The following is an 18,611-nucleotide window of genomic DNA, read 5'->3' as shown; positions in this document are numbered from 1 at the left end:
TCTCCGAGGATCGCGTCAGCGCCGCGGACAACGCAAAAAAGGGGCCGGCCCGCCGAAGCGGGCCGGCCCCTATCTGCTGTTCTCACACCGTGCAGTGACGGCTCAACTCGGCGGACCGTCCGGCCGCCCGGAATTCTCTTCAGGCTGTCCTGCCGCGATCTGGGCCTGGTAGCAGGCCGCTTCCAGCTCGGCGACTTGGTGGGCCACCAGAAGCGCCTCCTCCCTTCCCCGCCCGAACGCGGCCCCACGGCCGACATCCGAAACGCGCCTCCACCCCTCTCCATCGATCCACGCCCGCAGCCCGGTGAGGGCCCCGTCTGTCACACCCCACGCGTCCCCCGTCAGACCCTGCTGGACCACCACCTCGGCGTAGCCGCCGGCGCTTCCCTGCGGCAGCGGCACCCGGAACTCGGACGCCAGCGCGAGCTGTTGGCTGGCCGGCATCACCCGCGGCGCGGACGGGTCGCTGCGCACCGTCCGCGCTCGGAGCGACACTGCGGTGGGACCGTCTGCGTCGGTGGCGCTCGCGAGGATCTCGGCGTGGTCGAATGCGAGGTCAGGCAGCGCGCCCAGCGGCCACCAGAGAGCGGCCGTGGCGTCATCCCCTGCGGTCGGCGGGACAAGCGTGGGCAGGGTGGCCGTGTACGCGACGGTGACGTACCGGCCGCGAGGGTCCCTGTCCGGGGCGTCGAAAACGCCCACCTGCCGGAGATCAGCGGCGGGAACCACGATGCCGGTCTCCTCCTTCAGTTCGCGGGCCCCCGCGGCCAGACTGGCTTCCTCGGCGTCGACGTGACCTCCGGGAAGGGCCCAGCAGCCTGCGTACGGTTCCCAGCCGCGCTGGATCAGCAGGACGTGCCCGGCTGCGAGCAGAACGACGTCGGCGGTGAAGCGGATCGTCTCGGCGGTGGTGTCGTCGGTCATGTCTGCATCCTGATCTCGAAAGGCGAAGGAGGGGCCGGACCCGCGCAGCTCTACGGCGGTTCCGTCCTGGTCCGGCGGCCGAGCTGCATCGGGTGGCCGAGGGAGAGGACCACCACTCGAGCCCAGGCAGCGGACCGTAGCCCGACGGGCGCGGTGCGGGCTCCGTGATGTGCTGCGCGTCAGCCGCCGTCGGTGCTGTTCGTCCAGCGATGTCCGGCGGGGCACCGCAGGGCATGGTTGCTGAGCCGCTGGTAGGGGCCGCGGTCGTCCCAGTGGTGGGTACCGGAGCTCGCCGGAAGGCCACAATCGGGGTTCGGGCAGAGCCAGGTGGACAGCTCGTACGAGGCCAGCGGACGCGGGGCCGTGCGCTTGGGCCCGGTCACGGGTACAGGCGCGACTCCCCCGCGTCGTGGCCCGGGTTCGATCCGTACGGTGGGGCGAGGCGGGCGTGGCGCTGCACGGCGCTCCCGCACCTTCGCGATCAGCCGCATCCATGTCATCTCAGTTCCGTTCTCTACGGTGATCCGGCTGGCGCAGGCACTGCGACTCGCTGGATCGGGGCTGATGTTGTGGCGGTGAGCCGTCGCAGTGCCTCGGCGGCTCCGCGCGGCCTGCCGGCGCTCAGTCCTTGCGCCAGGTCCCCTTGACCGTCCCCTCGAACGTGCCGGTGCGGCTTCGCCTGCCGCCCCCGCAGGCGAAGCGCACGGTCACACCGATGACCACGGCGACTCCGACGACCTTGAGAACCGTGAGGGTCGCGGCCCACACAGCTGCGGCGGCCGTCGTGAGGCCGGCTGCGATCTGCGGACCGTAGAGGCCACCCGTCACCGCGACGGCGGAACCCGCGGAGAGGTAGGCACCGGCCTTGATGCGGCGCCGGTTGGCGGTGAGCCAGGAAGGCAAGCTGTGGGGTGAGGCGCCGCTGCCCGGCGCGCTGGCCGTCGTGGTTGCCGGCGCGGCGTAGTGGCGTTCGACCACCGGCGGCAGCGACGCGACCGGGAGGGTCTCGCGGATGAGTTCCGTGGTCCCGTCGGCATGGGTTCGGTGAATCTCACGAAGTGTGTAGCCGTCGGGGATGACGAAGGGCGTGATGCCCGGAGCCACCGCTGCAGGGGTGGGGGTATCCCGTGGGACGGGCGCGGGGTCGCTGTACGCCTCGTCGAGGAGCTTGCGGGCGATGGCGTCGTGCTGGGTGGTGTCGGCGGACACGAGGTGACTCCTTTGGGAGGTGAGGGGGCTTTCCGGAAGGGCGGGGCCGAGCGGACCCGCCCTTCCGGAAAGTGCCTGGGGCCGGCGGCTGGTGAGCTGCGGGCCTGGCTGCGCGCGGGGGTCGGAAGTCAGCGGGAGTCCGTCTGACGCCATGCGTTGCCGCCGAAGGACGGGTGTCGTTGACGGACCATGGTGATGTACCCGCGGCAGTGGTGGGTGGGGTGACCGGTGACGGGCCACCCCGAGGTGGTCGCGCACCAGGTGCAGCTGGGCAGGGGGCGCAGGAATCGGACGAGTCGCTGTCCCAGCAGGGTGAGCACGGCGCCGACCGACATGCCGATCAGGGTGAGGAGCAGGTCCATCGGGGCCTCTCTCAGAAGTTGATACCGCGTACGGCGTCGGCCACGGCGTTGAAGGCGTTCGTGAGGGTCGGGGCGATGCCGGTGGAGGCGAGGAAGAATCCGAAGGCGACGGCGGCCAGCGCGGGGCCCAGTCGCAGGGAGCCGCCGCGCAGCAGGATGAGGAGGATGACCGCCAGGAGGACGGCGGCGGAGACGGTGATGGCCATGTGTCAGTCCTCGTTCTTGAGCTTGTCGAGAAGGTCGTCCAGGTCGGTGGCGCGGTAGAGGACGTCGCGGGCCTTGGAGCCGTCGCGGGCGCCGACGATGTTGCGGGCCGTCATCTGGTCCATCAGCCAGAGGGCTTTCGCGAAGCCGATGCGCAGCTTGCGCTGGAGCATCGAGGCCGAGCCGAACTGGGTGCTGACGACCAGCTCGACGGCGTGGAGGAACAGGTCGAGGTCGTCCCGCTGGAGGGCGTCGAGATCGTCTTCGGCTTCCTCGTCCGTCGTCGGTGCCGCGTCGTCCCGCCACACGTACGGGGTCTTGGGCCCGCCCGGCTGGACGATGTCCTTCACGCTGGCGAACCAGGTCGTGATGGCCTGCCGGGAGGGCACCTTCTCGTCCGGGTACCGGGCAGCGAGTTCGGTGCGGCAGTCCTCGATCGTGGTGCCCGCCGGGCCGGCGTCGCGCACCATCGCGATGACCTCGTCGCGCCGCGGATGCTGCCGGGTACCGGCCGCGGTGTCCTTGGGCTTGTCGAACTTCTCCTTGTTCTGCGCAGCCTGCTCGGTGATCCGTTCCGCCTCGGCGACCGCCCGGGCGACGGCCGCCTCGATCTCGGCGTCGGCCGGAGGCTCGGCGCCCGGAGAAGCCGGCGGGCCACCAGCCGGCGGCTGCTGTCCGCCGTACTTGTTGAGGTAGTCCTGCGCGGACGGGAGGTCGCCGAGGTTGCCCGGCAGCTGCGTGCCGCCCAGGCCGCTGCCCATACCCGGCGCCCCGGTGGGCGGAGCGGAGGGGGGAGCGGCCTGGATGGTGGCGGTACTGCCGCCCGAGGCGTGCGCTGTGGCAGCGACAGCCGGGCGGTCCAGCCCGTAGGCGTCCAGGAGCCAGCCCATGCGTTCGGGGTCCGACCAGCGGTCCTCGTAGCCCCACTTGCACGCGACGGCCACGGCCTCGTCGTCGAGGTCGGGGCGGATCTTCCACCGCGCCACGGCCATCTGCTCGATGTCGTCCCGGTCCTCGTCGTCGTTGACGAACGCGATCCGGCCCTTCGCCGGCGGATCCATGGTCGGCATCTGCGGCGTCTTGCAGTAGCAGGCGCCGTTGCCGGGCAGCGCGGCAAGGTTGACCTGGTGGTAGAAGTCGGGGAAGACGTACTGGCCTTCACCGCGACGCGGGAACTTCAGCCCGATCACCGTGTCGTACTGGGACTCGATCTCCCCGCCGCCGGTATTGGGGCCGGTGCCGCGCTGGGCGACGTCGACGTAGTCGATCGCCGCCTTCCTGCCCTTCTTGATACCCCGGGTCTTGGGCTTGACGGCCGCGGGAGACCAGGCCATCAGGTCCGATCCCTCTTCGGTGATGAGGATGAGGGCCGGACGGCGCCGCTCCGGGACGATCTTGCCGCCGCGCATGGTCTTCGCCCGCTCGTCGGCAATGTCGTGCGCGGCGTTGTACATGCGCACGGCCTCGTCCTCGGTGATCGCTACCCAGTCGATGAGCGGCCGGTCGATGATGTTGCCGTTCTTGTCCTTCCACCCCTCCACCCACGGCCGGATCCAGCGCTTGGCGGTGTTGCCGCCGGCCATGTCGACCATCCAGATCACCGCGTCGATGCAGCGGGTCAGCAGGGAGATCAGCACGTGCAGCAGCACGCTCTTGCCGCTGCCCTTCTTGCCGGCGATGAACACGGAGTTCTGGCGCATCAGCAGTTCGATGGGCTCACCGGACTCCAGCATGCCCAGCGTCAGCGGCTCGTTGATGGTGATCGGGTGGTCGCCCTCGTCGAGCTCGACGAGCTCCGCCAGGACGTTGCGCGTCGATACCGACAGGAACGCCTCGTCGGCCATCTCGCCCGGCTTGAGGGTCAGCGCGCCGGGCCGGACTCCGGCCTTCATCTCCAGCTTCTTCAGCAGCGGCTGCAGGCCCTCGTAGTCGGTCTCGGTCAGCCGCAGCGTCAGCGTGAACCCGTTGTGCGCCTTGTCGCGCCTCGTCACGAAGACACCGCGGGCGCCGGCCGCCGTGAACATGTCCGCCCAGTCCGTGAGAGGCCTGGCCAGCGACGCCTCCTCGCGCTGCCACAGCTGCGCGATCTCCGGCGCGCGCAGATACCGGTCGACTGAGTAGAACGGCGCCAGGCACACGGTGACCGCGCCCACCGCCGCCGCTGAGGCCAGCGTCCACGGCGTGCCGTGCGAGGTGTAGTTCAGCCAGGCGGCGGCCGCGCCGGTCCACACGCCCGTGAAGGCCGTGTGGAACCAGCGGGCCTTCCTGCTCGCCCCCGGGCCGCCGGTGCGCATGTAGCGCGCGGCAGCGGCGGCGACCACACCACCGGCCGAGCCCAGCCCCAGCAGGTCCAGCGGGACGGTGTGACCGAGGTCCTCGACGGTGCCCAGTCCGACACCGCCGAGGTAGATGACCCCCGAGGTGAACAGCGGTGTGGAGAACACGCCGTGCACCCAGGGGGTGACCTCGCGGTCCTTCGAGCGGGACATGGTGGGGAACTCCTTCAGTTCGTGGGCAAGACCGGGGAACGGGGGCGCGCAGGCGCGGTCGGTACTACGCGTTGCGGGACTGGTCCCACTTCGCCCCCTGGTACGTCGGGTTCTCCAGGTTGTGCAGCTGCTCCGCGTGCACGACGCGGTACATCAGGTGGACGCCCTGGATCGCGCCTCCCAGGTCACGGAAGCGCTGCGCCGCGTCCCGGTGCATCTCGGTGACGGCCGGGCTGACGCTGAACTCGGACTCGGTGACTGCGGCGACCGTCTCCATCAGCACGTAGAGCTCCTCGGCCAGGGGCGCCAGGTGCTCGATGGTCATCTCGTAGCCGGCCATCGAGCCGGCGGGGTGCATCTGGATGTGGGCTCCGGCGTCCCGGACCGCAGCGGACGCGAACAGCAGCGGCATCGCGTGGACCAGCGGGTTGGCCCAGGCATACGTCGGCATGATGTGCGCCCAGTTCACGCTGACGTCCCACTTGCGGCCCTGCCAGGTGGGGTTCTCGATGTTCTCGAGCTGCGCGGCGTGGATCTGCCGGTAGAGCCCGTGGGCCGAGTCGATGAACTGCCCCAGGGCCAGGAAGTGCCTGCTGATTACGCGGAACTGGTCCGGGATGTTCGGGTCCACCTTGAAGTCGTCCTGGGTGACGGTCGCGACGCGGTGCATCAGCTCGAACATCGCGTAGTTGACCTGTCCGAGGTGCTCGATCACCGCCTCGTACCCCTTCATGGAGTCGGCCGGCGCGGCGGCGAACGCCTGCCCCGCTGTGCGGATGGCGTCGGCCGCGTAGATGAGGGGGTAGGTGTGCTGAACCGGGCTGTTGTCCACGGGTGTTCCCTTCGGTGCGGTTGCTGCGGCCGGTGACGGCACGGGGGTGTGCCCACCGGAGGGCGGGGCGGCGGGTGTGCCGGTCCCCGCAGCCGGAGCCGTCGCGGCGGCCGGCTTCGGGGTGGGCCGGGCGGTCGCGGTCCGGTAGACCCAGGAGTTCAGCCACGTCCAGGTGCGCGAGACGGTGACGAGCTTGGCCAGCGGGCTGGTCGCCCAGTACATGACCTTGGACAGCGGGCGGAACCAGTTCGGGCCTGCCGAGGAGTAGCGGACGCTGCCGAGCACGGAGTGGATGCTGAGCATCGCCCGGCCGCCCCAGCGCATGGTGTTGGCCAGGAGCTTGCCGCCGTGCTTCTTGGTCCCCCGATAGACGGCCCGGAACGGCGTCCCCGCCCGGCGCACGCCGCGCCGGAACTTCTTGCTGGTGACCTTCTTGTAGCCCCGGCCGACAGCGGCAGCGAGCTTGCGATGCGGCCTCTTCCACGTGTAGCGGCGGTGCCGAGGTGCCTTCGCCTTCCCGGTCTTCTTCTTGCCGGGGCCCTTCGGGACCGGCGTCTTGCCCTTACCGCCGCCAGAGCCCGCCTTGCCCGGGCCCTTCCCCGATCCCTTCCCGCGACGCGGGAAGGGAATGATCTTCGTCCTGCCCTTCCCGCCGGCGGAGTTCTTCGGCGCCGTCCCGGTACCGCCACGGCCCTTTCCTCCGACCTGAGAGGGTCCGTTCCGGTTCTGCTTCGGCGAGGTAGGCGCCGTGGCACCAATACCCGTTCCGCTTCCGGGAGTCCTGCGATTCAGCAGGCCGCGGCGCGAGGTCTGGGCGCCCGGCGTGGGCGGCTTGCGGTGCTTGCCGCCTCCGCCCTGGGCACCAGCCGAACCGCTGCCGGGGCGGCCGCCGAAGAGACTCCCCTTGTACGGCTTCGCAGCGCCTGACCGTGCGCTGGTCAGGCCCTTGCCGGGGGTGCGTGTAGAGGCGTTCTTGGAGCCCGAACCCGTGCGGCTGCTCGGTGCCTTCACCGAGCCCATGCCTGCGGGCTTGCGTGACAGAGCCCCAGGCGTCGGTGAGCTCTTGCCGCTGCCGGTCCGCCGGGGCGTGTGCCCGGTGCTGCTGGAACGGTTCCCCTGGCCCAGCGACCCGCCACCGCGGGCAGCCCGGCCGCCAGCGGAGCCGCCCGGACCGGCACCGCCGGCACCCCGGGCCGTGCGGCCGGCGCGGTGCCCTTTCGCCACACGCCGGCCGACCTTGATGACGAGCGCGGTGGTGGCGGTGGCGGCGGCGGCCAGAATCGCGAAGATCACGACGGGAAGACCGAACTGGTGAATCAGCCAGCACAACGAGATGAGTCCGATCAGGGCGCCCCCGGGGATGAGGACCCCGGCAAGACTCCCTTCTCCGCGGGACGTGGAGTCACGGCGCGAAGCGCGCTGAGTCTGGGGATCGGCAGCTGATGTCGAGCCCGACGCCGAGGGCTGCACGGCGCCAGGCGACGGCGCGGGCGCCGTGGCGGCCGGCAGCGCCACGTCGTAGTCGGGGGTGCTCACGGGGTGGTCCTCTCAGGGATGGTGACTGTGCGTGGTGTTCATGGCGTCAAGCCGGAGCGTCAACGTCAACGTCAAGGGCGCGCGTCAACGTCAATTTCGCTGCTCAGAGGGCCGCTCTTGGGTATCTGGGCCAGGAAGAGGAGCATCTGCGTCAAGTCCGGGCGTTGACGTTGTCGTTGACGCGCCAGCTTCACGTCACGTTGAGTTACAGAACGCTGAGGCGGGTGAGTAGCGATCTGCGGCGCCTGCGGCCGGGTTCCGGCTCATCGGCCGGCGCTGCGAGAGCTCGTAGCCGTGGGGGCAGCTGGTAGGGGAAGGTCTCCTGGAGCAGGGTGAAACCTCCCTACTCGCAGGCCGGGACGAGGGCCCTTTATGCCGGGTCAGGAATCCGAGGCAACGTCGCCCGGCGCGGCCTGCTCATCGGGCTGGTCCGCCGCGTTGATGGCCGCGATCACCGGGCCGAGATCGAGGGAGATCCGGAGGGTGAGTGGAGTCTCGCACCGGGTCTCGTGCGTGATGTAGGCGCTGCCGGGGGCGAGGGTCATGAGGTGGGCGTCGATGAGGCTCCTGGCCGCCTTGAGGGAGGTCTCGGCCTCCTGCGCGGTGGTGGCGTTCCACTGGTAGAGCGGGGGGTTGACTGCCATGTCTCGGTCTCCCTTTCGGTGTCGTCTCGGTGGTCTCGCAGTGCCGGCGGCCCGGAGGCGGTCTCTACACCCCGGGCCGCCGGTCTCACGCGTGGGTCCCGGTCCCGGTCCCGGTCTCGCGGTCTCGGTCTCAGCCGTGGGTCCCGGTCCCGGTCTCGCGGTCTCGGTCTCAGCCGTGGGTCCCGGTCCCGGTCTCGCGGTCTCGGTCTCAGCCGTGGGTCCCGGTCCCGGTCCCGGTCCCGGTCCTGGTCTCGCGGTTTCGGTCTCAGCCGTCGGTCCCGGTGGCCCGGGTCTCGGTCTCGCTGTACGTGCGGTGGCCAGCCGCGAAGAGCGCGCGGGCTTCCGCCAGGCGCTTACCTGCCGTGGACCGCGGGCAGCCAGTGATCTCCTCGGCCTCCCCAGGCTGAGACTTGGACCCGAGCTGTACGGCGAGGCCGTCACCGCGTGCCCACATGACGTCCAGCAGTCTCTGGACCTCAGAGGGCTTGTCTCGCAGTGGCGAGACCTGGCCAGCGGACATCTCGCGCGGAGACCCGCCGTCTCCTGCCCGGCGAGACCGGGTGCGGTCGGCATCGCGAGACCCGTGAGACCGGTCTCGACGGGTCTCACCGGATCCGGTCTCGCCGGTCTCCGTGCTCGTACGAGACCCGTGAGACCCGGTCTCGGCGGTCTCACGAGACCCGGTCTCACGGGTCTCGATGGTCCCGGTCTCGTCGGCGGTACGGGCGTGAGACCCGGTCTCGCAGGTCTCGTGAGACCGGAGGGTCTCGCCGATCGGCAAGGCCGCCCGGGTCTCGGTTTCAAGGATCTCGGCGGAGACCGAGACCCGCTCCAGGACTGCATAGGCCGGGATCCCGCTAGGGCTTGCCGCCCCGGAAACCGGGAGTACCCGCCAGGTCCGCGGGACTGGGGGGAGACTGCGGACGGGGACCCACTGGCCAACACCGATGAGCGCGGCGACGGCCCGGCGCAGGGGGTTCAGCCCCGAGGCGTGTCGGATCATGCCGGCCTGGGCCAGGCTCCGGTCGGCCGCCTCCCACGCCTTCTCCAGCGTGTCCAGTGCCTGGTTGTTGATGGTCAAGGACCATGCCGTCCAGGACTGTCGGGGGTAGCGCACCCAGCGGATGAGCCCGATACGCGGACGGGCCTTCGCGACCCGGCCCTCGGCCCGGGCATGTTCGCGGTGAAGCAGGGACGCGTACAGCTCCCAAAGGATCATGCCGACGATCGACATGGTCGCGAAGGCGACTGCGGCCTGAGTGGGCCGACCGTCCGGACCGCAGTGGTGGGCGTAGTTCATTGCTGCGGCGCCGGCTGCGAACACCCAGGTCATGAAGCGGTAGATGAGACCGCTGTCGCCCTGGGATCGGGACTGGTGGTACATCCACGCCGTGAACGTGGTGGTCAGCTCCCAAGCAGCGGCGAAGCCGAGAGCGGCGATCAGCCACCAGCCGAAGGCGTCCATGGCGTAGCTGGTCTGCGAGCTCCACGCGACGGCCATCGGGGCACTGATCGGCCCGACGACCATGAGGCGCCGGGCGTTGTCCCGGAAGAACTTCTGCACCCGGTCGACGACGGTGGGGCGGCCGGCCTTGCGCTGCGCCCGGCTCGTACGACGCTGCTCCGCCAGGTCGTCCTTCTCCTTCCGCTTCCTGACCCGACGGCGCTCGGCGTCGTCGTCCCGGAGGTTCCGCTTCTCCAGTTTCCGAAGCGTCGGGGACAGAGCCCGCTCCAGTTCCTCGGCGGCCAGATCCCGGTCCTGAGCGGCCTCCTTTCGCAAGGTGTCGGCGTCGGCGTTCGCCTGGACCCGGGCGGCCCTGGCGTCCTGCATGGCGGTCTCGGCCTGCGCAGTCAGTTCGCGCGCCTGGTTCTCCGCCCGGGCGAGAATGCCGGCGGCCTCCTCTCGGGCCTGGACGACCACGTGCTCGGCGAGCTTCTCCGACTCAGCGACCGCGGTACGGGCACCGGTGCGCAGACGGCCTGCCTCATCGGCGGCCGCTCGGCGGGTGTGTTCGGCCTCCTCGGCCACGTCCCTGCGCAGCAGGGCGATCTCGTCCGTCACGGCCAGCCGGATCCGGTCTGCGGTCTCCTCTGCCTGCTTGCGAAGCGCCCGGGCTGTCCCCTCGGCATGCTGGCGAAGCTGTTCCGTCTCGGCGCGTACGGAGGCGGCCTCGCTCTGGGCCCGGTCGCGGTCGGCAGTTCCGGCACGGCGGGCGCGGTCGGCCTCAGCATCGGCCTCCGCACGGATCTTCTGCGCGTCAGCGCGGCCGCTGGCCAGCGCGCCCTCCGCGTCGGCGCGGATCTGGTCCGCCTTCGCCCGGGCCTCGCCCAGGACGGCTACAGCCTGACGCTGCGCCTCGTCGAGCAGGTCGTCCGCCGAGGTCTGCGCCTGTGCGCGCACCTCCTCGGCACGCTGTGCGGCCGCGGCGAGGAGCTGCTCCGCTTTCGCGGTCGCCTCGGCGACGAGCCCCCCGGCCTCAGCCTCGCGCCGCTCGCGGAGCTCCGCGGCGGCCTCGGCGGCCTCGGCGCTCAGCTTCTCGGCGTCCGTGCGGCTGGCCTGCAGGAGCTCTTCGGAGTGCCTGCGGGCCTCGGCGAGCAGCTCGTGCGCACTCTCCTGGGTGCTGTTGCGTACCTGCTCGGCGGACTTCTCCGCATCGCTCTGGAGGCTGTCGGCGGTCTTCTGCGCCTCGTCGAGGAGTTCCCCGACGGCCGCTTCGGCCTCCTTGACGGCTTCGGCAACTCGGGCGCCGGCCAGCTTCTCCGCCTCCGCGATGATGCCGTCCGCCGTCGCGCGGGCCTCGGCCATCCCTGGCGCGGTCCCGGGAGAGGCGGCTTTCGTCGCGGCGGTGACACCGCGGCGGTTCTGCTTGCGGCCGTTCTGTGCGGCCATGACGGGCGGTTCCTTTCGGCTGTACTGGAGTGCGGGGGGAGGGGTGAGCCAGCGCGAGCCGTGGGTGCGCTCGGGGCGACACCTGGTGGCTCAGGAGGCGGAGCTTCGCGGAGGGACGTCAGGGCCGCACGCCGAATGCAGTCGACGTGCGGCCCAGGCGGAGGTCTCACACTTCGCTGGCCGGCCCTCGGAGTCAGGAGCTGCCGAGGGGGATCGGTTCCCGCCCTCCACGAGGTCCTGCGACGAGCGTCACGAGCGTCGCGAGGACGAAGCTCAACAGGAGAAGGATTCCGATGAACCAGGCGAGGTGGGCCACGGCGGACAGCCAGCCGTTGACGAACACGTCGATGGTGCTGGCGATCGTCCCGATGAAGGCGACGACGATGATCAGAATGCCCGCGCCCCGGTTCAGTTCCGGAAGGAGCGGGGCCTCGGTCTCGGCCGGCGCCTCGGTGGGGGTGCTGGACATCAGCGGACACCTCCCAGAGCCATCGCCGCACGGCGAAGGGGCTGGCGCGAGTTGTCGGACGCCGTGGTGGACGGACGGATGATCAGCGCGTCGACGAGCGGCGAGGGGCCGTGTGCCGGGCGCCGGACCTTGCCGCTGACCTCTACCTCGGTCCCGTCGAACAGGTGAGAGCAGAGGTCGAAGTAGTGATCGGAGTCGACCGAGCACAGCACCGTGTCGCCCGTCGAGCCGGTGAGGGTCACCCCCAGGACCCCGTCGAGGACGTGGAGCACGGTCACCGTGCCGACCGCGGTGACCAGCGTGCCGGTGGGCCGCTGGGTCAGGCGGCCCCAGCTGGGTCGGCCCGAAGCGGCGAGGAACTCGACGGCCAGGCGGCCGGCGCGCGGCGAGGTCGCGGCGGCGCTGCGTGTGGCCGGTCGCGGGCGGGTCTCGGTGAGGTGGACTGCTGCGGCATCGGGCATCCTGGTGTGCACGCGATCAACTCCTGTGTGAGAGACGAGTTGGTGGCTATGCGGCCCCGATGCGCCTGTCCGCGCTCGGGGCCGTGCCGGGTTCCGGGTCAGGTGGTGCCGGCCGTACGTCAGAGCACGGCGGCTGTCCGGGGGAGCGCACGGCCGACGTTGCCCGTCGGCGCCGCGCTCCCCCGGAGTCAGGCGGTCGCGTTGCGCGCCCGGTTGCGAGCGGCGCGGCGCTTCATTGCGCGGCGCTCGTCCTCGCTGAGGCCGCCCCAGACGCCGGAGTCCTGGCCGGACTCGAGCGCCCACTGCAGGCACTGCTCCATGACGGGGCAGCGGCGGCAGACGGCCTTGGCTTCCTCGATCTGCAGCAGCGCGGGACCGGTGTTGCCGATGGGGAAGAAGAGCTCGGGGTCTTCCTCGCGGCAAACGGAGTTGTGGCGCCAGTCCATGGCGGTACGTCCTTTCGGTGGAGGGCAGTGGACTCCGGTTCCAGGCGGAATCGGAGGCGGTGGAAGGGGAGGGGCCTGGTGATCTCGGCGGCTGGATGCGGCTGACCTACCTGGCGGCCCCGCCCCCGGTCACGGGGTTTTACGTGGGCTCGAGGAGGCAGCGGATCTGCTTGCCGATGGGCGAGGTGGTGACCGCGATGTCGGTGCAGAGCAGGTTCAGCAGAGGTAAGCCGCGTCCGGACTCGGCCACGTCGCTGTCCATCGCGGAGGCGGCGGGCCGGGGAAGCAGGTCGGGGGCCGGGTCGTGGACAGCGACTGCGGCCCCGGTGTCGCTGATGTACACCTCGACGACCAGGGGGACGTCGTCGCCGCAGGCGCGGATCGCGTTGCCGACCAGCTCTGAGAGGATCAGCTGCGCCGTTGCCGAGGTCTCGGCCGAGACGCCGTAGGCCAGCAAAATCTCGGCCGTCAGGCGGCGGGTGAGGCTGAGCCGCTGAGGTCCGGCGAGCATGTGCGCGACGAATCCGCGGTCGCGGTGCCTGAGGTACAGACCGGGCTCGGATGCCGGAAGCTCCGGCCGGTCGGTGACCACGTGTCCAGTCCTGCAGATCGTCCGGCCGCTCACTTCGACCCGCCGCGCTGGGCGGTCTGCTGAACGCGCCGCAGCGGCTGCTCGATCTGCGGGTCGTCCGTCTGGTCGCTGTCCTGTGCGGCGCTCAGCAGGGGCGCCGCGATGCTGGAGGTCATGGTCGTGGTCCTCTCTCGCGGTGGATGTACGACCGGCTGCGGCCCCGGGGTGCTCCGGGGCTGCAGCCGTTGAGGCGGTTGCGCGGTGTTCTGTCGGTGCCACGAGTGGCCGCGGCCGCCGACGCTCGACGTGCTCTGCCGGGCGTCGGCCGCTGCGGTTACTGGTGATCGGTGCGCGTTTCCAGCGCGCTTGACCTCAATCGGTGCGGACTGCTCACGCCCTGGGAGGTCAGTCCCTGGCGGTCCTCGCAGCGCAATGTCGCCGCACCGTTCTCTCAAGCCGGTTGCGCGATTCGTCGTAGGCAAGGCCTTTTCTCGGCCGGCTGGTCTCCACACGCCACAGCCGGTGTGCTCGCGGCTGTCGTGCTGCGGTGGATCACTCTGTGCAGTTTTCAAGATCGATCCGCCCTATTTCCGACGTCCTGGGCCCGGGGTGGGGCTGTCTCGAACGGCAGAAGAGGCGGGGTGGGACATCAACTCGAGCCTGTGGAGCGCTCGTTGCGATGCCCTCAGTGAACCAAAGTTCCACATGGAGATCAAGAGGTTCCATGGGGAACTTTGGAATGTCCACGTGGAAGCTCTAGGGTTTGCCCATCGTTGGGCGGTCAGCGCGGCTGGGCCGCCCGTACGATCAGGTCGCTAAGGAGAAAGCCAGAGGAGACGCATGACCGACGCGCCGGGCCCCGCGCAGCCCAAGTTCCAGTACCAGCGCATCGCCGACCAGCTCAGGGCTGCAATCGCGGAGGGCCGCCACCGTGCCGGCGAGCGACTTCCCGGCGAGGACGCTCTCGCCAAGGAGTACGGGGTCGGCGCGGTCACCATCCAGCGCGCAGTTGAGCTGCTCAAGAACGACGGCTTCCTCGCTGGGCGCCGCGGGTCGGGCGTCTACGTGCAGGATCTGCAGCTCCTCAGACGGCACGGCACGCCTCGTCGAACAGATGGCCAGTGGGCGGCCGGCCCGAGGATCTGGCCGGCGAACGAAACGCAGAGGCCGACCATCGATCAGGTGGAGGTCAACGAGGAACCAGCCCCGTCCGGCGTCGCTGCGGTTCTCGGCCTCCACGCCGAGGAAGACGCTCTGGTCTGCGACTGCCGCTTCCTCGTCGACGGCCGTCCGGTGAAGCTCGTCCGCACGTACCTGCCGACGCGGCTCTCCAGAGGAGGCGCGGTCGCCCGCGCCGACTCCGCGCCGGGCGACCTGCAGTCGATGCTCGCCGAACTGGGGCTCCATCCCGAGTACATCCGCGAGGAGGTCCGAGGAAGAGCACCCTTCAGCGAGGAGGCAAATCGGCTCGGAATCCCCATCGGACGGTTCGTCCTGGAGGCCTACCGGGTTGCCATCGACGGCAACGGACAGGCGATCGGCGTGGAGCAAACGACGATGGACAGCGCCTCGTATGTCGTGGAATACGCCTACGAACTGTAAAGCGCCGACGACGCCCAACTGGAGACGCGGCGGAGCGAAGAGGCCGCTTCCAAGCTGAACGTTTCTCTCCACGGTGATGCTCCCAGGACGGCAGGTCCGAGCAAGATCGGATTTGGCCTCCAGCATCCCGACCGGCGGCGGACAGCGAGAGGTCCGCCTGTGGGCCCGATGTGGGCCTGGTGTGGGCCCAGGCCCGTAATCTGCAACTCACGCCTGCGGAGGGAGTGTCAAATGGCAGCCGTGGTGCAGTGGACAGGGCGCGAAGCCGCTCTCTTGGGACAGGCAATGAGGCTGCCAATTCGCGTGTACGCGGAGCAGCTCGGGGTGAACCCGAAGACCGTCACGAAGTGGCGCAAGCACGGGCGTTCCATAAAACTCCGACCGGAAACGGCGGACATGCTGGACGCGATGAAACTGCGCTGCACGCCGGACGTGCTGGAGACCTTCCACGCCTCCCTCGCCGAAGAGGGAGACGATCCGGCGGTCGGTGTCCAGTCTGCCGAGCCGGATCCGGAAGGCACGCCCGCCCTTGGCCCGGCAACCGTGGTGAGCCACAAGTTCATCCCCGTCTACGTCGGTGAAGCCGTTCAGGCGATCACGGGCACGCCAAGAGGCCCCGGTCCCGGCGGCCTGGAACACCGATCGACCCCAGCGGCGCATCCAGATGCCTCGGCGGACTCCCAACTGCACCTTTACGACTGCGGCGTTGTGATCGCGCACCTGGTCCAGCCCCTCCACGTACAGAGCCTCGGAGAGCTCGCGGCCTGGCGCTACCGCACCTATGCCGCCGACCTGCGCTGGGCGGACAGCCGAATCCGTGAGCTGCTCTCCGCGCAAGCCCAGACGCGTACTCCTGCACCGACCTACGTCCTGTCGGCCTATCTGCTGGAGGACTCGCCCTGGCAGGGAACCGACCTGGAGTCAGCCCTCCAGCTGCTCACCACGCCCTCGGTCCTGGTCGACCGACAGGACCCGGAGGCCGCGGTTCGCCTGGGCGATGACGTCGAACGCAAACTCCTGGTCGAGGGGTTCGAGCACGCGGACGTCATCGACTTCGGCAGCCGCGCAGTAGCCCTTGGGCTCGCCGGCTGGTCAGGCGTCGCCTACCACCCCATCGCTCCTGAGCGGGCCCTTCCCATGAGTTCCGTGGTCGCGCTCGAACTGGACGTCCAGACACTCTGGGCCCTCAGTACCTACGTCCTCGACGAGGTCGAAGCGGGCCGCGACCCCGTCATGCCCAAGGACTACGGATGGCGGTTCCTGCGCGGCGCCTACTCCCGGCTGACGGCGGCCCGCGCGCAGGAGACAGCGCAGCACCAACTGATGCGCGAAGCCATCCTCACGACCAGCCAGCTCCCCGACAGACTTCGCGCAGCGCAGGAAGCGCTGCGCGAATCCGGCATCTGAACCCCAAGAGGAGGACCTGAGTGAATCCACCCCAATCGGCCGCGCTCGTCATCGTGGACGTGCAGGCCGGCTTCATCAACGACCACAGCAAGGGCGCCGTTCCGCCGGTCGTACGACTGGTTCACGCTTGGGTAGCCGCAGGCCGACCAGTGGTCTTCACCCGGTTCTACAACCCCCCCGGCTCCCCGTACGAACGCGTGACCGGATGGACAGACCTGAGGACACCGGAGGAACAACGCATCGTGGAGGAGCTCGCACCGTACGTCCGGTCCGCCGCCGCGGTCATCGACAAGCCCAGCTCCAGCGCCCTGACCCCCGAGTTCATTCGGCTCGTCCAGACAGCCGGATGGACGGACCTCGTACTTGCGGGCATCGACACCGACGCCTGTGTCTACGACACGGCGATCGCCGCGTACCACTCAGGCATCCTGCCCTGGATCGTGACGGACGCCTGCGCATCGACCGGGGGCCTGGAGTACCACGAGGCGGCGCTCCTCCTCGCACGGCGCAACATCAGCCCTCAGCAGCTGCTGACCGCGGATGAACTGCTCGCTGGCGTGGTCGGCCCGCTGGAAGGGGCAAGCCAAGGTGCCCAGGGCGGACACTGAACCGCTGGTGCGGGTCTGTCCCAGTCAGCTGACGGCTACTGTCCTCGAGACGCCCAACACCCGCGGACCCTGGTGGCGGGCGACCTCACGGCCCCCAGATGCAGCGGATCGCGGTCGCCAAGGGGGAGGGACAACGGGCAGCTCTGATGCCCTATTACCGGAAGATCGACAAAAGAGGCTTCTTGGCCTGAGTGCGGGTCTAGCTCCAGGCCGCATCGGACCAGACGGGACGCCCATGACCTTGGAGATCACCTTGCAGATTTTGTGGCTCGGAACTTCGATCATGGAACACCGTCAGGCTTACAGCCCGCGGCTGACCGACCCGACGAACCTTGCCCAGGTCGGGGAAACGGTCCGCATCGAGGAGCACCGCTCGTACGGATACGTGCATAACATCCACCTCGCACTCCAGCTGGCCCACCCCCGGGTGGCCTTCGTATGCCACAACCAAGGGCAGGGCGGCGCCACCTCCCGCGACCTTGCCCGCGCCGCGCGCGACCTCTCCACCGGAACCACATTCGACATCGCTGTCTTCGGGTGCGGCATCAACGACGTCTGGCGTGCCTATCAGGGGCGTGATGCCGAGGCCGTGTCCATCGATGAGTACGCAGAGCACTACACGACCACCCTCACCGTCCTGGCCGCGCGGGCGCGTCACATCGTCTGCGTCTCCGAGACCCCGATCGGGCCCATCGCGGATCCGCAGACTGTCGCCGCGATGAACGAGGATCTCGCTCGCTACAACCAGGCCGCCGGCCAGCGCGCGGCCAACGCCGGCGTCCCCTTCATCGACGTCTGGACCCCGTTCACCGAGACCGCATACGCACTCGCCCGCCACCGGAGCACGGAAACGCCGATGCTGTGGAGCGACGGCGTACACCTCTCCGATCTCGGCGTCGCTCTGCTGACTCAGCAGGTCGAGGCGCACCTGCGCGAAAATCGCGTCGTCGAGCGGCTACTCCCGGAGCAGCACCAGATCCGATCCGACGGGTGATTTCGCACGGAGGGCTGGGCTCCAACCCGACTGCTTCAGTCGGTTTCGCTCCAGGACGTACCTTGCTGTCCTAGCGTGGGATGGCATGACGGTACTGATTGTGGGCGGCAGCGGGTTCTTGGGCGCTGAGCTTGTCCGCCAGGGACGTTCAGCGGGTTCGGCGACGGCCGCCACCTTCCACTCGAGCCCCGGCCAGATCGCTGGTGTGTCGTGGCACCGCCTTGATCTACGCAACCCTGCGAGCCTCAACGAAGCGCTGGATGCCATCAGGCCAAGGGCGGTCATCAACGCGAGCAGCGGTGGAGCCGAGTGGGCAGTCACGGCGGAGGGCGGGATGCGTCTGGCCCAAGCCGCGGCACAACGGGGCATCAAGCTGGTCCACGTCTCGAGTGACGCCGTGTTCTCCGGCCGCGACAACCTGTATAACGAGACGTTTCTACCCGACCCAGTAACACCGTACGGGGCGGCAAAGGCGGTGGCTGAGACGGCCGTGCGGCTACTGGGTGCGGGTGCCGTCGTCGCACGGACCTCTCTGATCATCGGCGATGGCGGGTCCGAGCACGAACGCCTGGTGCACGCTCTGGCCGCCGGCACGCGTGACGGGGCCCTGTTCATGGACGACGTCCGATGTCCCGTCCACGTCGGCGATCTAGCCGCCGCACTGTGGGAGCTCACCTTGTCCGATATGGCTGGCGTCTTTCACCTCGCCGGCCCCGACGCCGTCAGCCGTCACGAACTCGGCACCCTTATAGCGCAGCGGGACGGCCTTGACCCGTCGCTGTTGCCGACCGGCCGTCGCGCCGACAGCGGTCTCCCAGGCGGACTCCGGGTCCACCTCGACAGCCGCGTCTCCCAGAAGACCCTCGCCACCCGCCTTCGCGGAGCCCGGGAGTTCCTCCGGCGCCAGAACCCCGACCGCTGACCTCGACGGCGCAGGGCTAACGTGCCGGAGTCGCGCGTACT

19 protein-coding genes are annotated in these 18,611 nt (G+C 69.9%); 5 read left to right on the top strand and 14 right to left on the bottom strand.

Annotated features, from left to right (window positions below):
- Positions 1-102: 102 nt before the first annotated feature.
- The 14 genes from OG435_RS50265 to OG435_RS46245 all read right to left on the bottom strand — a co-directional run bounded on the left by OG435_RS50265 (position 103) and on the right by OG435_RS46245 (position 13,213).
- Positions 103-924, bottom strand: a complete 822-nt coding sequence (locus OG435_RS50265) for an NUDIX hydrolase (protein ID WP_323188041.1) — start codon at positions 922-924, stop codon at positions 103-105.
- Positions 925-1,103: 179 nt separating this feature from the next.
- Positions 1,104-1,307 carry a hypothetical protein gene (locus OG435_RS46305; protein ID WP_266887511.1) on the bottom strand — a complete coding sequence of 68 codons (204 nt, stop codon included), beginning with the start codon at positions 1,305-1,307 and terminating at the stop codon, positions 1,104-1,106.
- A gap of 238 nt (positions 1,308-1,545) precedes the next feature.
- Positions 1,546-2,133, bottom strand: coding sequence for a hypothetical protein (locus OG435_RS46300; protein ID WP_266887509.1), 588 nt, complete (start codon positions 2,131-2,133; stop codon positions 1,546-1,548).
- Positions 2,134-2,261: 128 nt separating this feature from the next.
- On the bottom strand, positions 2,262-2,495 hold the full coding sequence (locus OG435_RS46295) for a hypothetical protein (RefSeq protein ID WP_266887507.1): 234 nt from the start codon (positions 2,493-2,495) through the stop codon (positions 2,262-2,264).
- A gap of 11 nt (positions 2,496-2,506) precedes the next feature.
- Positions 2,507-2,701, bottom strand: coding sequence for a hypothetical protein (locus tag OG435_RS46290; protein ID WP_266887506.1), 195 nt, complete (start codon positions 2,699-2,701; stop codon positions 2,507-2,509).
- Positions 2,702-2,704: 3 nt separating this feature from the next.
- The gene (locus tag OG435_RS46285; protein ID WP_266887504.1) at positions 2,705-5,188 is read right to left on the bottom strand and encodes a DNA translocase FtsK; all 2,484 of its coding nucleotides are present in this window, start codon (positions 5,186-5,188) and stop codon (positions 2,705-2,707) included.
- Between the two features lie 64 nt (positions 5,189-5,252).
- A complete protein-coding gene (locus OG435_RS46280) occupies positions 5,253-7,556 on the bottom strand; it encodes a hypothetical protein (protein ID WP_266887502.1) in 2,304 nt (767 codons plus the stop codon).
- 380 nt (positions 7,557-7,936) lie between these two features.
- The gene (locus tag OG435_RS46275; RefSeq protein WP_266887501.1) at positions 7,937-8,200 is read right to left on the bottom strand and encodes a hypothetical protein; all 264 of its coding nucleotides are present in this window, start codon (positions 8,198-8,200) and stop codon (positions 7,937-7,939) included.
- A 265-nt stretch (positions 8,201-8,465) separates the two neighbouring features.
- Complete coding sequence (locus tag OG435_RS46270) at positions 8,466-11,090, bottom strand: DUF2637 domain-containing protein (protein ID WP_266887499.1); 2,625 nt, start codon at positions 11,088-11,090, stop codon at positions 8,466-8,468.
- Positions 11,091-11,283: 193 nt separating this feature from the next.
- Positions 11,284-11,559, bottom strand: a complete 276-nt coding sequence (locus tag OG435_RS46265) for a hypothetical protein (RefSeq protein ID WP_266887497.1) — start codon at positions 11,557-11,559, stop codon at positions 11,284-11,286.
- Positions 11,559-12,032 (bottom strand): hypothetical protein, encoded by a 474-nt coding sequence (locus OG435_RS46260; RefSeq protein WP_266887495.1) that lies wholly within the window; start codon positions 12,030-12,032, stop codon positions 11,559-11,561. Before OG435_RS46260 ends, OG435_RS46265 begins: the two co-directional genes overlap by 1 nt.
- Before the next feature lie 176 nt (positions 12,033-12,208).
- Positions 12,209-12,466 (bottom strand): WhiB family transcriptional regulator, encoded by a 258-nt coding sequence (locus OG435_RS46255; protein ID WP_266887493.1) that lies wholly within the window; start codon positions 12,464-12,466, stop codon positions 12,209-12,211.
- Between the two features lie 139 nt (positions 12,467-12,605).
- Positions 12,606-13,058 carry an ATP-binding protein gene (locus OG435_RS46250; protein WP_266887491.1) on the bottom strand — a complete coding sequence of 151 codons (453 nt, stop codon included), beginning with the start codon at positions 13,056-13,058 and terminating at the stop codon, positions 12,606-12,608.
- 29 nt (positions 13,059-13,087) lie between these two features.
- On the bottom strand, positions 13,088-13,213 hold the full coding sequence (locus OG435_RS46245) for a hypothetical protein (protein ID WP_266887489.1): 126 nt from the start codon (positions 13,211-13,213) through the stop codon (positions 13,088-13,090).
- A 664-nt stretch (positions 13,214-13,877) separates the two neighbouring features.
- On the opposite strand from OG435_RS46245, the gene OG435_RS46240 reads away from it, so the two are divergent.
- The 5 genes from OG435_RS46240 (at position 13,878) to OG435_RS46220 (ending at position 18,570) form a co-directional block, all read left to right on the top strand.
- On the top strand, positions 13,878-14,639 hold the full coding sequence (locus OG435_RS46240) for a GntR family transcriptional regulator (protein WP_266887487.1): 762 nt from the start codon (positions 13,878-13,880) through the stop codon (positions 14,637-14,639).
- 231 nt (positions 14,640-14,870) lie between these two features.
- On the top strand, positions 14,871-16,046 hold the full coding sequence (locus OG435_RS46235; RefSeq protein WP_266887486.1) for an XRE family transcriptional regulator: 1,176 nt from the start codon (positions 14,871-14,873) through the stop codon (positions 16,044-16,046).
- A 20-nt stretch (positions 16,047-16,066) separates the two neighbouring features.
- Positions 16,067-16,654: an isochorismatase family cysteine hydrolase gene (locus tag OG435_RS46230; protein WP_266887483.1), complete on the top strand. Its 588-nt coding sequence runs from the start codon at positions 16,067-16,069 to the stop codon at positions 16,652-16,654.
- A 235-nt stretch (positions 16,655-16,889) separates the two neighbouring features.
- The gene (locus tag OG435_RS46225) at positions 16,890-17,648 is read left to right on the top strand and encodes an SGNH/GDSL hydrolase family protein (RefSeq protein ID WP_266887481.1); all 759 of its coding nucleotides are present in this window, start codon (positions 16,890-16,892) and stop codon (positions 17,646-17,648) included.
- Between the two features lie 85 nt (positions 17,649-17,733).
- Positions 17,734-18,570: an SDR family oxidoreductase gene (locus tag OG435_RS46220; RefSeq protein ID WP_266887479.1), complete on the top strand. Its 837-nt coding sequence runs from the start codon at positions 17,734-17,736 to the stop codon at positions 18,568-18,570.
- The last annotated feature ends 41 nt before the right edge of the window (positions 18,571-18,611 follow it).

This window comes from Streptomyces sp. NBC_01264 (assembly GCF_026340675.1).
Lineage (GTDB): Bacteria > Actinomycetota > Actinomycetes > Streptomycetales > Streptomycetaceae > Streptomyces.
This window is presented reverse-complemented; position numbering and strand designations above follow the sequence as displayed.

Bases quoted from the DNA above. Each gene is read 5' to 3' on its own strand.
- OG435_RS50265 (WP_323188041.1), bottom strand. From the start codon at position 924: ATGACCGACGACACCACCGCCGAGACGATCCGCTTCACCGCCGACGTC.
- OG435_RS46295 (WP_266887507.1), bottom strand. From the start codon at position 2,495: ATGGACCTGCTCCTCACCCTGATCGGCATGTCGGTCGGCGCCGTGCTC.
- OG435_RS46290 (WP_266887506.1), bottom strand. From the start codon at position 2,701: ATGGCCATCACCGTCTCCGCCGCCGTCCTCCTGGCGGTCATCCTCCTC.
- OG435_RS46285 (WP_266887504.1), bottom strand. From the start codon at position 5,188: ATGTCCCGCTCGAAGGACCGCGAGGTCACCCCCTGGGTGCACGGCGTG.
- OG435_RS46275 (WP_266887501.1), bottom strand. From the start codon at position 8,200: ATGGCAGTCAACCCCCCGCTCTACCAGTGGAACGCCACCACCGCGCAG.
- OG435_RS46270 (WP_266887499.1), bottom strand. From the start codon at position 11,090: ATGGCCGCACAGAACGGCCGCAAGCAGAACCGCCGCGGTGTCACCGCC.
- OG435_RS46265 (WP_266887497.1), bottom strand. From the start codon at position 11,559: ATGTCCAGCACCCCCACCGAGGCGCCGGCCGAGACCGAGGCCCCGCTC.
- OG435_RS46255 (WP_266887493.1), bottom strand. From the start codon at position 12,466: ATGGACTGGCGCCACAACTCCGTTTGCCGCGAGGAAGACCCCGAGCTC.
- OG435_RS46245 (WP_266887489.1), bottom strand. From the start codon at position 13,213: ATGACCTCCAGCATCGCGGCGCCCCTGCTGAGCGCCGCACAGGACAGC.
- OG435_RS46240 (WP_266887487.1), top strand. From the start codon at position 13,878: ATGACCGACGCGCCGGGCCCCGCGCAGCCCAAGTTCCAGTACCAGCGC.
- OG435_RS46235 (WP_266887486.1), top strand. From the start codon at position 14,871: ATGGCAGCCGTGGTGCAGTGGACAGGGCGCGAAGCCGCTCTCTTGGGA.
- OG435_RS46225 (WP_266887481.1), top strand. From the start codon at position 16,890: ATGACCTTGGAGATCACCTTGCAGATTTTGTGGCTCGGAACTTCGATC.
- OG435_RS46220 (WP_266887479.1), top strand. From the start codon at position 17,734: ATGACGGTACTGATTGTGGGCGGCAGCGGGTTCTTGGGCGCTGAGCTT.